Here is a 13,503-nt window from a genome sequence, read left to right on the forward strand (position 1 = left end):
CATGAGGAAACGGGAAAAACCGCGCAGGCACACGGAAAAACGGGAAATCGAGACTTGCGACCAGGAAAAATGAAACTACATACCGCCGGTGTAGCCGAGCTGACCCCAGGCGTAATACAGCCCAATGGCCGCTGAAATAGAGAGGTTCAAGGAGCGGCGCCCCTCCAGCATGGGAATCCGAACCCGACTGGTGACACGCGGGTCATCCATGACTTCAACCGGCAGCCCGGTATCTTCGGGGCCAAACATGAGACCGTCCCCGTCCTGGAACTGAATCTGGGGCAGCAGGATGTCAGTGTGGCCGGTAAAGGCATAAAGTTTTCCGGGCACGTGCGCTAAGCAGTCGTCCAAATCGGGGTGACGCTCCAAGTGTGCCAGGTCGTGATAGTCCAGTCCCGCCCGTTTCAGCTTGGTGTCGTTATCCAGGTCAAACACGGTCGGCTCGACCACGTGTAGGGTAGCGCCGGTGCAGGCGGCCAAACGAATAGCGGCACCGGTATTCCCGGCAATGCGAGGTTGAAAGAAAATGACGTGCAACATAACGTCCCTATTCTAGGGAGGTTTTTCGCTGCAGCGGAAAATCCGGCGCTGAAACCTGTAAAATAGACAGAATGGCTTACGAAATGGATTGGCGCGGGGGGCTCGGCAGCTTGCTCAACGCTGGCGAGGTTGATGCTACGAACCAGCCTCTGGCAATCCAGATAGAGGGAGAAACCTTGGTTCCCCTGCGTATCAACCCGTCCGGAGACTGGTCAGAAAAGCGTGCCACTTGGCGTGATCTGACCTCGCGCTGGGCCTCGGTCACCAAGGGACTGAACGCGACGCAACTCGCCGCGATGCGCCATCTTTTTGAACACAGTGCCCGAGCCCAGCTCGTAAAGTTGAGCAACCTGGACTCCACCGGGATGGACCTCCTGGAAAAGTGCATCACCAGCGGAGTTAGCGTGTTTTCTGACACTACTCGCACCACCGTGTTGCGTCCCGTGGCTCCCGACCCTCAAACTGTCTTGGTCATTACCCAGCACGAGGGTGGCTCGGTGACGGTGGCGGCCGGCACCGAAACTGCTAGTGCTGGCGAGCCCTCAGAAGCGCCCGAGAACACAGAGGCCGTCTGCCAGACTCTCGGGCCGCGACTGGACGCCTTGCACGGGCGTTTCGTGGCATGCGCCGGCTTAAAAGCTGGTGTGAACGAGGAACTGAACGCGTTGGCTGCGGCTCAGGCTCGATGGGAGATCCCGGCTGCGCAAGCCAACGAATTTTGGGCCAACTACGCCAAACGTCTGGGGGAGCTGGGAGTGCTGTCCCGCGACTCGATGCATCTGACCCACGAACACGTTTTTGGTCCTCCCCGATTGTGCGGATTGCTGCGACTGAACGAAATGAACCCCAAACTGGTCGAAATCCGCTGGACCGTGCGCCGCCGCTCGGCTGCCGCAGCGGTAGAAGTGGTTTTGGACCCCGACACCCCCGATTTGGAAATTCAGGAAACTATGCGGGGCGTCGGCTCCCTGGGGGGCTGGAATGAATCCGAAATTCAGACGTTCTTTACGAAAAAATTTCCCATTTTTGAGTTGGACCGGATTCGCGAGTTTATCAACACCATCAACGTTTCCGAACGCGCTGAAGTCAACATTTCCCCCGAACTGCAACACATTCAGATTTTCTCTGACGGTCCCGTGCTCGACTTGCGGATTGACCAGGCGGTTTCTCCCATTCAAAGGACGCTTCGGTCTGACGACACAGCCCTGGACTTCGAGTCGGATTTAGGCGAACCTCCCGAGGGTGAGCCGCGTGGCTGGGGGCTGCGCTACGGGCTGAACCTGGGGTTGCGCCTGGGTCAAGAGGATTTGGACACGAAAGAGTTTCTGGCGGCTCTGGGGCGGGTGGAGCGCTGGTGGCAAACTCCCGAGGGTAACTGGGTGGATTTGTATGCAGCGAAAAATCAACAGCTGAAACGCTTGATTCGCGAGTTCACCGATTTGGGGCTCAACGATTTTTCCGGCAGCGCTGATTTTACGGTCGGGATTTCTAATTTCGGGCTGATTTCGGCATTGGATGCGATGGCCGCAACGCGCCAGTTTTCCGGCGATTGGGAACACGCCGTCAATCTGCTGGTGAATCCGCCCGAAGTATCGACTCCCGCGTTGGCACAAGGCACTTGGCGTGGGTATCAAGAGGATGGCTTCCGTTGGATGACGGCTCGGGCCGAGGCCGGTTTGGGCGGCATCTTGGCTGACGACATGGGCTTGGGCAAGACTATGCAGATGCTGGCGGTCATTACTGGGCAAAAGCTGCAGTTGGCGGGTAGTCCCGCGGACGCCGCAGCGGCAGTGTTCGTGGTGGTCCCGGCCAGTTTGATGGGAACTTGGGAGGAGCAAGCCTCGCGGTGGTTCCCGGACTTGCGGGTATATACCCAAAGGACGAGCGTGGGCAAAGCCGCCGCGGACTGGGATCAGGTCGCCCGCGAGGTTCAGCAAGCCGACCTGGTGCTGACCACCTATACGCTGGCGCGAATGGACATAGAATTTTGGCAAACCCAGAGTTTCTCGGGTCTAGTTTTCGATGAAGCCCAGTTCGTGAAAAACCCTTCCACCGCCACCCATAAAGCCTTGGTGCGTCTGCGCGCGAAGTGGGCTTTTGCCCTGACAGGCACACCTATCGAGAATACCGCCACCGACTTGTGGTCAATTATGTCCCTGACAGTTCCTACGGTGCTGCCCAGCTTGCCGGTATTTACGCGCCGTTTTGCCGCCGAGACGCTCAGCGATCGCAGCGAGGCGGCTGCTGAGCTTTCGGATCGGGTGGCACCGTTCCTGCTGCGACGCACCAAAGACAGCGTTGCCCAGGAACTGCCCGAAAAAATCGAACAGATAGTCTCTATCGACCTGGAGCCGGTGCAGCGAACCTGGTACGCCAAGTATTTGACGGCGGCCCGAGCCCAGGCGGCGGACGCTAACTCTCCTCGCATCAACATACTTACGGCGCTGACCCGCCTGCGGCAACTCGCTTTGAGCGCTCGGCTCATCGACCATCACGCGCACGAGGACGGTGCGAAAGTCACGTATCTGCTGCAAACGTTGGAGGGCCTGCGCGACGATAGCAGCGTGACGGCACGGCAGCGCCACAAGGCGCTGGTGTTTTCTCAGTTCACTTCCTTCCTGGCGATACTGCGGGAAAGGCTGGATCAGGCGGGGATTGAGTACGCCTACCTGGACGGCACCAGTCGCGACCGCGACCGGCAAGTGGCACGATTCCAAAACGGGGAAGTCGACGTGTTCCTGATTTCGTTGAAGGCCGGTGGGTTTGGTTTGAACCTCACTGAGGCGGATTACGTGTTTCTCACCGACCCGTGGTGGAATCCGGCGGCGGAGGCCCAAGCTGTCGACCGGGCGCACCGGCTGGGTCAAAAACGGTTCGTGAATGTCTATCGGCTGGTCGCCGCCGACACTATCGAACAGCGCGTTTTGGAGCTGCAAGAAAAGAAACGCGACCTCATCGGGGCGGTACTCTCCGGTCAAGAGAACCGGGAAGTATCCGCGGGAATCAGCCTTGACCAGCTGCGCAGCCTTTTGAGCTGAGGATTGGTCAACATTTCCGAGGGCGGTGCGGCGTAAATTTTCCCCAAATTCAGGCGCTGTCTATGCGGGCGTGAAAGAATGATACCGTGAACGATGACATTGTTGAAGGGCGTAATTATTTCAAACGCGCCGCCGTGCGGGCTAAATCCCTGGTACGCGGTGATCCACTGGTCGGTTCGGGCCTGATTGTGATTGGCGTGTACTCGGGCAACGCCGAGGTCTCAGAAGTCATGCGCGGTTCGGCTAAAACTGTTCGGTTCATGCGTCCCGACGGCACTCTTTCTGCCGAAGCGGCCACTGATCCGGCTCAGATTGGTATCAAGCTGGCCAGCGGTTACGTCCTGGTGAAAGCCAGCGCGACTGGCAAAGACGATGTGGATGAAAATGCCTTTTTCCTGACCCCGACCGCTTCCATGGTCGAGATTTGGCAGTTCGCCGAAGCTGATTGAGGTTCGTTTCGTTTTGCGGGCCGGCAATCCTCGGGTTTTTCGCCAAGTTTCGCACAGGTACGTTTTCGTTACGGACTTCGTTTTGAGAATATCGCCTAAACCCGCTAAATTTGATTTGCCTTTAGCACCAGCGAGGGTGGCGGAATGGTAGACGCGCAAGCTTGAGGTGCTTGTGACCAATTGCGGTCGTGAGGGTTCAAGTCCCTTTCCTCGCACAAGACCCGGAACTCCGGGTCTTTGTCGTATTTTCGTTCGGGAGGATTCATGTCTGAAACACCTTTCGTTCACGGAATCGCAAAATCTGTTTCCACCAGTGCCATCGAGGGGGGAATTGGGGCCCATCGGCCCTTTCCGGTGCATGGTACCAACCTGACCTTGGACGTGCCGCGGGCTGCGGACGCCCCCGAAGTTGCGGCCGCTTGCCAAGATCCCGAGATCCAGCGATTTACGACGGTTCCGGTGCCTTTCGGCCCGGAACACGCGGATAACTTTTTAAACGAACTTTGCCCTCAGTTGTGGGACGAGGGGGGAGCCAGCTGGATTATCCGCGCTTTTGAATCCCAAGCTCCCCACGTGGCGGGCACGATTTCTTTGCGGGTCGGGTTGGAAAAGACCGCCAATGTCGGGTACTGGATGGCGCCCGAGTGGCGGGGGCGCGGGCTGATGCGTGAGGCCTTGCAGTTGGCGGTCACCACCGCGTTCAACTTGTTGGGTTTCCAATGCGTGACCTTGGAAGCGCACCCGGATAACCTGGCCTCTATTCGCGTCGCCTGGCGTTGTGGATTCCGTTTTGGCGGCATCTTGCGCGGCCTTGGCTTGCACCATGGGCAGCGCGAAGACCGTGCCGTGGCGACGCTGTTGCCGGGGGACCCGCTGGAACCGGCGACCTCGTGGAGCGCCCTTATGAAACTGTTACAGCAAGGTAACCGGGGAAACGCCTCGGACTAGGAAAGAAGCACATTAAATGAGTGAAACAACACTGCCAGCCCCCGACCCGCGCGACCCCGAAGCCCTGGTGCGACAATTTCATCAGGTGTACGGTCTGCCGGTGGTGACTACCGGGCCGAACATTGAAAATGAGCGGATGCATATGCGCTTGTCGCTGATTTTAGAAGAAACTTCCGAGTTGGTGCGCGCCTTGTACGGTCAGAAAGCTTATGCGGCGCTGCGCGGGGTCATGGACGGAATCAGCGAGCTGGATGAAGGAGAGCGCGATACGGTCGAGGTTGCTGACGCTTTGGCGGATTTGACCTATGTTGTTTACGGCATGGCCCTGGAGGCGGGCATCAACCTGCCGGCAGTGTTGCAGGAAGTTCAGGCATCCAATATGTCGAAGCTGGGTCCGGACGGGAAACCAATTTATCGCGAAGACGGAAAAGTTTTGAAAGGTGAGGGATTTTTCCCCCCGAATATCGCCCGAGCCTTGCGGGTCCCGCTGGCCGCGGAACTATAAACACGCCCAAGCCTGGCGGGCAGAAATAGCTGACGCGAAACCGGTGCACTAGCGGGCTATTAGGTTAGGATTAAGACGTTTTGTTTGAAATTTCTTTATCCTTGGGGAGCCGAAGCGGGAGGTAGTGTGGTTCGAGTTACTGTAGTCGGCGGCGGATACGGGGGAATCACCGTGGCCGGCGGTTTGGACGATGTCGCCGAAGTGACTTTGGTGGAACAAAAAGACCAGTTCGTGCATCACGCGGCGGCTTTGCGTGCCGCGGTAGATGATATTTGGACCCACACCATTTTCATGCCCTATTCGCGCCTTTTAAAGCACGGCAGGGTCGTGCACGGGGAAGCGACCCGCGTCGAGGGAACCACCGTTCACCTGGCAAATCATGACCCTATTGAAGCGGACTACCTAGTTTTGGCCACCGGCACGACCTACCCTTATCCGGCGAAACACAATATCCCGACGGCCTCGTTGGCGAAACGCCGTCTGGAGGAAACCCGGAATAATTTGTCGCAAGCGAAGCGGGTTATGTTGGTCGGTGCGGGTACTGTCGCTATCGAATTCGCCGGCGAGCTGTTCACGAACTTCCCCGATATGGAAATTATTATGGTGGACCGTTCCCCGCATATTTTGGGGTCCAACGAATATGCGGAAGACTTGCGTAGCGTTTTGACCGCGGAGCTGCAGCAGGCCGGGGTGCAGTTGGTTTTGGGTGCTCCTTTGGCTTACCTGCCGCCGACCGATATTGGTGAGCTGGCGCCTTTCCACGTCGAGACCCAGGCCGGAGTGGGAATAGACGCGGATATGTGGTTCTTGTGCTACGGCGCGCAAACGGCTTCAGGCTATCTGCGGGCGAACTACGGTGATTCCCTCAACAGTGAGGGACAAGTCACGGTGGATGAGTGCCTGCGGGTCAAGGGCCAGAATCACGTTTACGCGGTTGGCGACATTACCGATGTTCACGAGTCTAAACGGGCTGACGCCGCTCGGGCGCACGCGCGGGTTGTCGTGGCAAATATTAAAGCGGAAATCGCCGGGAAAGCTCCCTCCACCACCTATACTCCCGGCAAGATGTGGATTGTTTTGCCCTTGGGTGTCGAGGGGGGAGCGTCCCAGTTGAACGGTCCCAATGGAGAATCACAAATCGTGGGTCCCGATGAAACTTCGGAAATCAAAGGCACTGACCTGATGGTGACCATGGTCAGAGGTCAGCTGCACCTGCCTTAGTTTGTTTTGGTTCCCCCAACCGATTCGGATGCTTCTGGTGGGTTCGCACCAGGGCGATTCAGCGGTGTTGTCGGTTAGCTCGCATTGATGGGGTGAGCTTGCTGGTTTCGTGAAAATTCCCCTGCGAGCTTGGGTCACGCCGATTAGAATTGAGCTTATGAAAGATCCTCGTACGGAGTTAGATAATTTGATTGCCGCGTTGCAGCGGCATCTGGAAGTGGCGTCTGCGGCGGATAGTGATTTGGACGATTCGCCGGTTCTGAGCGATGCCGAAGAAAAACTTCGCGATGCTTTCTTTACCTATGACGACGCGCTGTTTACCGCCACCGGAGTCGAACTGCCTTTTGACATACTGGAAGACGACGACGAGGACTACGACGATGATGACGACGACGATTTCCTAGATGACCTCGACGACGATGACGATGATGACGACGATAACGATTATCTCGACGAGGGCGATTTAGAGAACTTCGACCTGCACGACGATGACTAGTTTCGTCTTTCCCCGGTGTCGCATCTGAGAGGTCCCACTGCGGGAGCGGGGTGCACAAACCCTTAGGCCACCGGCAATCGCGGGTCGGAAACCTCGTCCAGAGCCGTCATAACTTGACGCGGCACTTTCGTACCTAGCGCCCCCAAGATTTGGTGGAACTGTTCGGCACTGCGCGCACCGACGATAGCGCTGGACACACCGGGCTTTTGCAAAGCCCAAGCAAGCGAAACCGCCAGCGGGGAAACTTCCAAGCCCTGGGCCGCGGTCGCCACCGATTCCACAATGCTGCGGTAACGTCCTTGCAGGTAGGGCTGTACAAAACCCTGCAGATGAAGGGAGGCGGCGCGGGAATCCGGCGGCACCGAGTTGCGATATTTACCGGTCAAAACTCCGCGTCCCAGCGCCGACCAACCCAAAAATCCGAATCCTAACGACTGGGCGGCGGGCAAAACTTCGGCTTCTGCCTGGCGATTCAACAACGAGTATTCATTTTCTACCGCCGCTAAGCCCGGCACGTTGACGGTACCTTCCCGCAGGCGCGCCGCCGCGTAGGCACACTGCCAACCCGCATGATTAGACAACCCGACGTACCGCGCTTTTCCGCTCGACCAAGCCGACCACAACGCGCCCAGCACCAAGTCAAAGTCGGTATGCGGATCGGGAACCTGAATCAGCCACAAGTCCACATATTCGGTGCCCAAGTTAGCCAAGGTGTGGTCTAGGCTGCTTAACAGGTTGCGGCGCGAGGCGTCTACGAAAGATTCATCGTGACGCCGCGAAACCCCCGCTTTTGACACAATGACCAAGTCCTCACGGGTAAAACCAGACGAGTCCGCGCTGGCAGAATCCGTTGCGGTCGAAGTGGAGTGCCCCAACAGACGCCCCAGCACCTGTTCGGCCTGGCCGTCACCGTAAGTCGGGGACGTATCAACCAAGTTCCCTCCGGCCTCGACAAAAGCCTCCAGTTGAGCGGCCGCTTCGGACTCTAAAGTATCTCGACCCCAGGTCAGAGTTCCCAGTCCCAAGGCTGAAACCCGCATACCGGTATTTCCCAGACGACGCATTTCCATGGTTTCCAGCCTAACCGAGGAAGGGTCCCGAACTGACTAGCCCGCGGCGGCAGGGCCGATTTCCGCAATTTTTTCTAGCATCGCCGGGTCAACGTTGGGTGGCGTGCCGCCAAATGCGGGACACAGGTTTTGAAAGTAGCACCAGTCGCAGAGTCGAGATTGCCGGGTCTCAAAACGTTTCGCTCGCAGATGAGAGGCTATGTTTGACCACAAATCGTTGAGTTCAATTTCAAATTCGCTCACGTCGGCGTCGGTGGGGTCAAACGTTAACACCTGGGGGTTACCTCCCAAGAACAGCAGCTGGGTGCGTTTGGGGGTGACCTGATATTGTTCTCGGTACAGCAGGGCGTACATTCGCATCTGAAAGACATATTCCCCGGTAAAGCGCATATCGGGAGCCTTGCCGGTTTTGTAATCGATAATGCGCACGTCCCCGTTGTCTGCCTGTTCCACCCGGTCAATGAAACCGCGCAGCCTTAAACCGCTGGATAATACTGTTTCCACCCCCAGCTCCCGACCGCTGGGACGCAGGCGACGCGGATCTTCCAGGGAAAAATAGGCATCAATAAGCTGTCGGGCCGCAGCTTTCAATTCGTCCTCGGAAGTCTGGACCAAGATTTCAGAAAGTTTGTAGGCTCCGTCCGTGACCTTTTCCCAAGCGCTGTCCACGGTTTCGCGTACCGTGGGGGCTTGGCGGTCGGCGGGCGGCAAATCAAACATATCCTCCAGCACCTTATGTACTAAACTGCCGCGCAGGGCTGCGGGGCTTTGCGGCTCAGGGAGTTTGTCGACATACTTGAAACGCCACTTTAGGGGGCATTGTTGAAATTGTTTCGCCGAAGATGCCGAAAGCGCCGGGGGACGAAAAGTCGGGGCAGGATTCGATTCACTCATAGTTTCAGGCTAATCTCCTGGTCTCCAAAAATCCTCCCGTTTACCAACCGATTGTGTCGGGTTGAAAAACCATAGGTTAAGATAAAGGTTATGGCTCAATCTCAAGAAAAACCATCCGTTCCCGGCGGTCCAGCGCGCCGCCGCGGCCCTTTTCGCAGTGGAGAGTGGGTCCAACTGACCGATGAGAAAGGCCGGGTGCATACGACCCTGCTGCGCGAAAACGGCTATTTCCAATGCCATCAAGGAGCCCTGCATCACCGGGAAATCATCGGGAAACCGGAGGGCACAATTGTTCCCGCGGAGCGCGGCGAACACCGGTTTACCGCGCTGCGTCCCCTGCTGGTTGATTATCATCTGTCCATGCCGCGCGGGGCACAAATCCTCTATCCGAAAGACGCCGCGCAAATCGTGATGGAAGGCGATATTTTTCCCGGCGCGAACGTTGTTGAAGCCGGGGTGGGCAGCGGGGCGATGACTATGAGTTTGCTGGGGGCGGTAGGGCCCTCCGGCCACGTCACCAGTTTTGAGTTGCGTCCAGATTTTGCTGAGGTAGCGCGCTGCAACGTAGAAATGTGGTTCTGCGGGGAGGTGGACAACTGGGAGTTACGCTTGGCCGATCTCAGTGAGGGGCTGCACGAGGGCGTGGCGGACCAGACGGTGGATCGCGTGGTGCTGGATATGTTGAAACCGTGGGAACACCTGGAGCAGGTTCATCGGGTGCTGGTGCCTGGCGGGGTGCTGACCTGCTATCTCACTACCAGTACGCAGCTGGCGCGAATGGTGCAAGACTTACGAAACTTCGGGGGTTTTACGGCTTTGCGCTCCTGGGAGTCCCTGGTCCGGCCCTGGCACGTTGACGGTTTGGCGGTGCGACCCGATCACCGCATGATTGCCCACACCGGATTCATATTTACGGCCCGCCGCCTGGCTGACGGCGAAACTTCCATTCGGCACGGCGAAGAGGCGGTTGGTCAGTTCGACCCCCGCGACGCCCTGTGGGAAAACGAGGACCTTGACTACGAAGCTCCGCGGCCGATTTCGGACCAAAAATTGCGTCGCGTTATCAGAGACGCCCGCGAAAAGTCTGCCTACCAGCGGGAACAGGCGAATCGCCGCGCCGGGCTTGAGGAGGAGAACGATGAATGATTCCGACACGAATATCGAAGAGCTGAAACACGAGGTCATCTCCGTTGGTGAACACAACACTCGCCTGAAAACTGCCCTGCGAGAATCGAAAACGCAACTCGAGTCCCTACGTTCCCAACTGCGACAAATCGGCCAACCGCCCTTGTCACGAGCCATTTTTGAAGGGTTTTCCACCGACACTGTCCCCGGCGGGGACACGAGCCAGCCCTCCCGGCTCGCCGAGGTCGCTTGGGACGGCAAACACGTTCGCTTGGCGGTACAGGAATTCGCGGGGGTGGACCAGCTCCAGCCGGGGGACGCCGTGTGGATAGACGCCACCCCGGTGGTGGTGGGCAGCGCGACCAGGGCCCTGTCCGGCAGCGTGGCGGTCATTCGTGACCTGAAGATGGACCGGGCGGTCGTGCGGCTGTCCAGCGGCACCGAAGTTGTGGTGCGGCTGCGCCCCGGATTCGCGAAAACCCTGAAAGTCGGCGACACCCTGCTGATGGATCCCCGGTCCGGCTGGGGACTGGAACTGCTGGAAAGCGCTGGCGTGGAACAGGCCCTGCAGCCTGAAGTGCCGGAGGTCACCTATGACGATATCGGGGGACTGGACACGGAAATCGCCCATATCCGAGCCGCCGTCGAGATGCCTTACACCCATCGTGATTTGTTCGCCTCCTACGGTCTGTGTGCACCGAAAGGTGTTTTACTGTACGGGCCTCCGGGCTGCGGCAAAACCATGCTGGCTAAGGCCGTAGCCACGTCTCTGGCAGTGCAATACGATCAACCCAGCGTGTTCCTTTCCGTGAAAGGTCCCGAACTGCTGAGCAAGTTCGTGGGGGAAACCGAACGGCAAATTCGCGCCATTTTTGACCGCGCCCGGGAACTGGCGGCAGGTACTCACCCCGTGGTGGTGTTCTTTGATGAGATGGAAGCCCTGTTCCGCACCCGCGGTTCCGGTATTTCCTCCGACGTGGAAAATATGCTGGTACCTCAGCTGTTAACCGAGATGGACGGTTTGGACGAACTGCGCGATGTCATTGTCATCGGCGCTTCGAACCGGGAGGACATGATTGACCCGGCGCTGCTGCGCCCCGGCCGTTTCGACGTTAAAATTCGCGTGGGACGTCCCGATGCGTCAGCTGCACGCGGCATTTTGTCACACCATCTCAGTCCGGCGACCCCTTTCGATGAAGCGCAGATGAACGCTGCCGGGGGAGCGACAATTTTTGCCGTAAACCTGGTGGAAGCCGCGGTCAATCGCCTGTTCGTCCAGGAACCAGCCACGTATCTGTGTACCCTGCGCTACGTTGAGGTGGGGGGCAAAGAGCAAGAGCGCAAAGTGTTCTTTAACGACATGATTTCCGGGGCTTTACTGGTTTCGATTGCGAACCAAGCCAAAAATCTGGCCATCGGCCGCGAACTGAACGGCGAGGGCCGCGGGGTTCGCCTGGAGGATCTCAACGCCGCGCTTTCCGACACTATCGCGCAGACCGCGGCGCTCACGGCGCTGCTGCCCCCGGAGGCTCTGGCGCGAGATTTGGGAATCAACTGTATCGCCAGCGGGGTAGTCCGCGACCCGTCATATTCTTAGTCAGGGGCCGGGCTGATGACAAATCAACGTGTGGTAGGAATCGAAACCGAGTATGGCGTAGCGCTTGACCCGGATACGGAAGTTGGCACAAATCCCAATCTGCGGCACAGTCCCGAGGGGTTGTCAGTGGTCACGGCACAAGCCGTGCGTTCCTGGCAGGCCAGTTTGCGTCCGGACGGGCGGGCCATCGGCTGGGACTGGGAGGGGGAGGACCCCTTGAACGACCTGCGCGGCACCCGGCTGGAGCGCGCCAGTGCCGACCCGACCATGCTGACCGATGACCCCCACCGTTTTGCCCCGGCCACACCCGGGGCGCACAACGCCGCGGACGACACGTTTTCCGAACAGGAACTGGTGGGCCAATCTTCTCCCATGCTCACAAATGTGGTGATGACGAATGGGGGCCGGTTCTATGTGGACCATGCCCACCCCGAATACTCCACCCCCGAAGTTTTGACTGCCCGCGACGCGGTGGTGTGGGACGTGGCTGGGGAACACGTAGCTAGACGCGCCATGAAAGTCGCCGCCAGCTACGGTTCGCCGATTGCACTGTACAAGAACAATACCGATTCCAAAGGGCTGGCCTACGGTTCGCACGAGAACTATCTGTTGGCGCGCGAGGTGCCGTTTGCGCTGCTGCGCGACTACCTGGTGCCGTTTTTGGTGACACGCCCGGTTATCTGCGGCGCCGGCCGGGTCGGTATCGGAAAAAACAGCGAAACTTGCGGTTTTCAGATGTCGCAGCGTGCGGATTTCGTGGGAGATTTGGTTGGTTTGCAAACGACTTTCAACCGTCCCATCGTCAATACTCGTGACGAATCCCACGCCGGTTCAAAATGGCGCCGCCTACACGTCATCAACGGTGATGCCAACCGGTTCCCCGGCTCTATTTTGGCTAAAGTATCTTCGAGCCGGGCCTGGCTGGCGGCTTTGGAAGCAGCTTGGAAGACCGGTCGCACCGCCCCGCCGGTAGAGGGGTTGTTCCTGGAATGCGATCCGGTGGAGGCCGGGTGGCAGGTCTCCCACGACATCGACTTTACGACGACACTGCGGTGTGCCGATGGGAGAGAGCGCAGCGCTTTGGAATGGCAGTGGACGGCGGCGAATACGGTGGCGGATTTCTTGCATTCCCAAGACCGGGACGTTTTGCTGGCGGACGCGCTCACCGACGTTTTGACCTGGGTAGATACCGTGCGAATACTGCGCGAAGATCCCGTAGCGGCGGCACGGCGCGTCGAATGGGTGGCAAAACGCACGATTTTCCAGGCCTTGAGCGAACGGATTCCCGGCGGTTGGTCCAGCGCCAAACTCGCGGCACTGGACATTCAATGGGCAGATTTGCGTCCCGGCTTGTCACCGGTCGATAAGTTGCGAGCTAAAGGCCACGTTGAGGACATCGCGCCCGCCACCGAAATTATTATGGCGGCCACCCAGCCTCCTGCCGGCACTCGTGCAAAAACTCGCGGGGAAGCAGTAGCCCACCGAAAAGACCTGGTAGCGGCCAGTTGGACGTCTTTGGTAGTCCGTGCCGGGTGGGACCGGCTGCAGCGAATTGAGTTGCGCGATCCGTTCTCTAATGAGGCGTTAACTTCGTGATTGCGCAAATAACGCATACCCTAA

At 58.4% G+C, this 13,503-nt stretch carries 12 protein-coding genes and 1 tRNA gene; 10 read left to right on the forward strand and 3 right to left on the reverse strand.

The window, feature by feature from the left end; translation table 11 throughout:
* Nucleotides 1–75 precede the first annotated feature (75 nt).
* On the reverse strand, nt 76–540 hold the full coding sequence (locus tag Q0X47_RS00120; RefSeq protein ID WP_282921534.1) for a tRNA (cytidine(34)-2'-O)-methyltransferase: 465 nt from the start codon (nt 538–540) through the stop codon (nt 76–78).
* Between the two features lie 71 nt (nt 541–611).
* Here Q0X47_RS00120 and Q0X47_RS00125 point away from each other — a divergent pair, with 71 nt between their 5' ends.
* From Q0X47_RS00125 to Q0X47_RS00150, 7 genes are all read left to right on the forward strand, one after another.
* Entirely contained in the window at nt 612–3,578 is a 2,967-nt protein-coding gene (locus tag Q0X47_RS00125) for a DEAD/DEAH box helicase (RefSeq protein WP_297721237.1), read from the forward strand.
* Nucleotides 3,579–3,664: 86 nt separating this feature from the next.
* The gene (locus tag Q0X47_RS00130; RefSeq protein WP_297721240.1) at nt 3,665–4,027 is read left to right on the forward strand and encodes a hypothetical protein; all 363 of its coding nucleotides are present in this window, start codon (nt 3,665–3,667) and stop codon (nt 4,025–4,027) included.
* 130 nt (nt 4,028–4,157) lie between these two features.
* A tRNA-Leu gene (locus tag Q0X47_RS00135) sits at nt 4,158–4,242 on the forward strand.
* 49 nt (nt 4,243–4,291) lie between these two features.
* Entirely contained in the window at nt 4,292–4,975 is a 684-nt protein-coding gene (locus Q0X47_RS08655) for a GNAT family N-acetyltransferase (protein WP_367178261.1), read from the forward strand.
* Nucleotides 4,976–4,991: 16 nt separating this feature from the next.
* Nucleotides 4,992–5,480 carry a phosphoribosyl-ATP diphosphatase gene (locus Q0X47_RS08660; protein ID WP_367178262.1) on the forward strand — a complete coding sequence of 163 codons (489 nt, stop codon included), beginning with the start codon at nt 4,992–4,994 and terminating at the stop codon, nt 5,478–5,480.
* A 126-nt stretch (nt 5,481–5,606) separates the two neighbouring features.
* Nucleotides 5,607–6,701, forward strand: coding sequence for an FAD-dependent oxidoreductase (locus Q0X47_RS00145; protein WP_297721243.1), 1,095 nt, complete (start codon nt 5,607–5,609; stop codon nt 6,699–6,701).
* A 157-nt stretch (nt 6,702–6,858) separates the two neighbouring features.
* Nucleotides 6,859–7,197, forward strand: a complete 339-nt coding sequence (locus Q0X47_RS00150) for a DNA primase (protein ID WP_297721246.1) — start codon at nt 6,859–6,861, stop codon at nt 7,195–7,197.
* 62 nt (nt 7,198–7,259) lie between these two features.
* On the opposite strand, the gene Q0X47_RS00155 is transcribed toward Q0X47_RS00150, so the two are convergent.
* Nucleotides 7,260–8,267 (reverse strand): aldo/keto reductase, encoded by a 1,008-nt coding sequence (locus Q0X47_RS00155; RefSeq protein ID WP_297721249.1) that lies wholly within the window; start codon nt 8,265–8,267, stop codon nt 7,260–7,262.
* Between the two features lie 36 nt (nt 8,268–8,303).
* Entirely contained in the window at nt 8,304–9,161 is an 858-nt protein-coding gene (locus tag Q0X47_RS00160) for a PD-(D/E)XK nuclease family protein (protein ID WP_297721251.1), read from the reverse strand.
* A gap of 90 nt (nt 9,162–9,251) precedes the next feature.
* Here Q0X47_RS00160 and Q0X47_RS00165 point away from each other — a divergent pair, with 90 nt between their 5' ends.
* From Q0X47_RS00165 to Q0X47_RS00175, 3 genes are read left to right on the forward strand one after another with little or no spacing between them, the layout of a single operon-like run.
* Nucleotides 9,252–10,307 carry a tRNA (adenine-N1)-methyltransferase gene (locus tag Q0X47_RS00165; RefSeq protein ID WP_297721254.1) on the forward strand — a complete coding sequence of 352 codons (1,056 nt, stop codon included), beginning with the start codon at nt 9,252–9,254 and terminating at the stop codon, nt 10,305–10,307.
* Nucleotides 10,300–11,883, forward strand: coding sequence for a proteasome ATPase (arc, locus tag Q0X47_RS00170; RefSeq protein WP_297721256.1), 1,584 nt, complete (start codon nt 10,300–10,302; stop codon nt 11,881–11,883). Before Q0X47_RS00165 ends, arc begins: the two co-directional genes overlap by 8 nt.
* Nucleotides 11,884–11,898: 15 nt before the next feature.
* The gene (locus tag Q0X47_RS00175) at nt 11,899–13,479 is read left to right on the forward strand and encodes a proteasome accessory factor PafA2 family protein (RefSeq protein ID WP_297721259.1); all 1,581 of its coding nucleotides are present in this window, start codon (nt 11,899–11,901) and stop codon (nt 13,477–13,479) included.
* Nucleotides 13,480–13,503 lie beyond the last annotated feature (24 nt).

The sequence above is a fragment of the uncultured Mobiluncus sp. genome, from assembly GCF_947254095.1.
In the GTDB taxonomy this organism is placed as follows: Bacteria; Actinomycetota; Actinomycetes; order Actinomycetales; family Actinomycetaceae; genus Mobiluncus.

What these genes read in the sequence shown, in the direction of transcription:
- Q0X47_RS00120 (WP_282921534.1), bottom strand. Translation starts at nt 540, where the DNA reads ATGTTGCACGTCATTTTCTTTCAACCTCGCATTGCCGGGAATACCGGT.
- Q0X47_RS00125 (WP_297721237.1), top strand. Translation starts at nt 612, where the DNA reads ATGGCTTACGAAATGGATTGGCGCGGGGGGCTCGGCAGCTTGCTCAAC.
- Q0X47_RS08655 (WP_367178261.1), top strand. Translation starts at nt 4,292, where the DNA reads ATGTCTGAAACACCTTTCGTTCACGGAATCGCAAAATCTGTTTCCACC.
- Q0X47_RS08660 (WP_367178262.1), top strand. Translation starts at nt 4,992, where the DNA reads ATGAGTGAAACAACACTGCCAGCCCCCGACCCGCGCGACCCCGAAGCC.
- Q0X47_RS00150 (WP_297721246.1), top strand. Translation starts at nt 6,859, where the DNA reads ATGAAAGATCCTCGTACGGAGTTAGATAATTTGATTGCCGCGTTGCAG.
- Q0X47_RS00155 (WP_297721249.1), bottom strand. Translation starts at nt 8,267, where the DNA reads ATGGAAATGCGTCGTCTGGGAAATACCGGTATGCGGGTTTCAGCCTTG.
- Q0X47_RS00160 (WP_297721251.1), bottom strand. Translation starts at nt 9,161, where the DNA reads ATGAGTGAATCGAATCCTGCCCCGACTTTTCGTCCCCCGGCGCTTTCG.
- Q0X47_RS00165 (WP_297721254.1), top strand. Translation starts at nt 9,252, where the DNA reads ATGGCTCAATCTCAAGAAAAACCATCCGTTCCCGGCGGTCCAGCGCGC.
- arc (WP_297721256.1), top strand. Translation starts at nt 10,300, where the DNA reads ATGAATGATTCCGACACGAATATCGAAGAGCTGAAACACGAGGTCATC.
- Q0X47_RS00175 (WP_297721259.1), top strand. Translation starts at nt 11,899, where the DNA reads ATGACAAATCAACGTGTGGTAGGAATCGAAACCGAGTATGGCGTAGCG.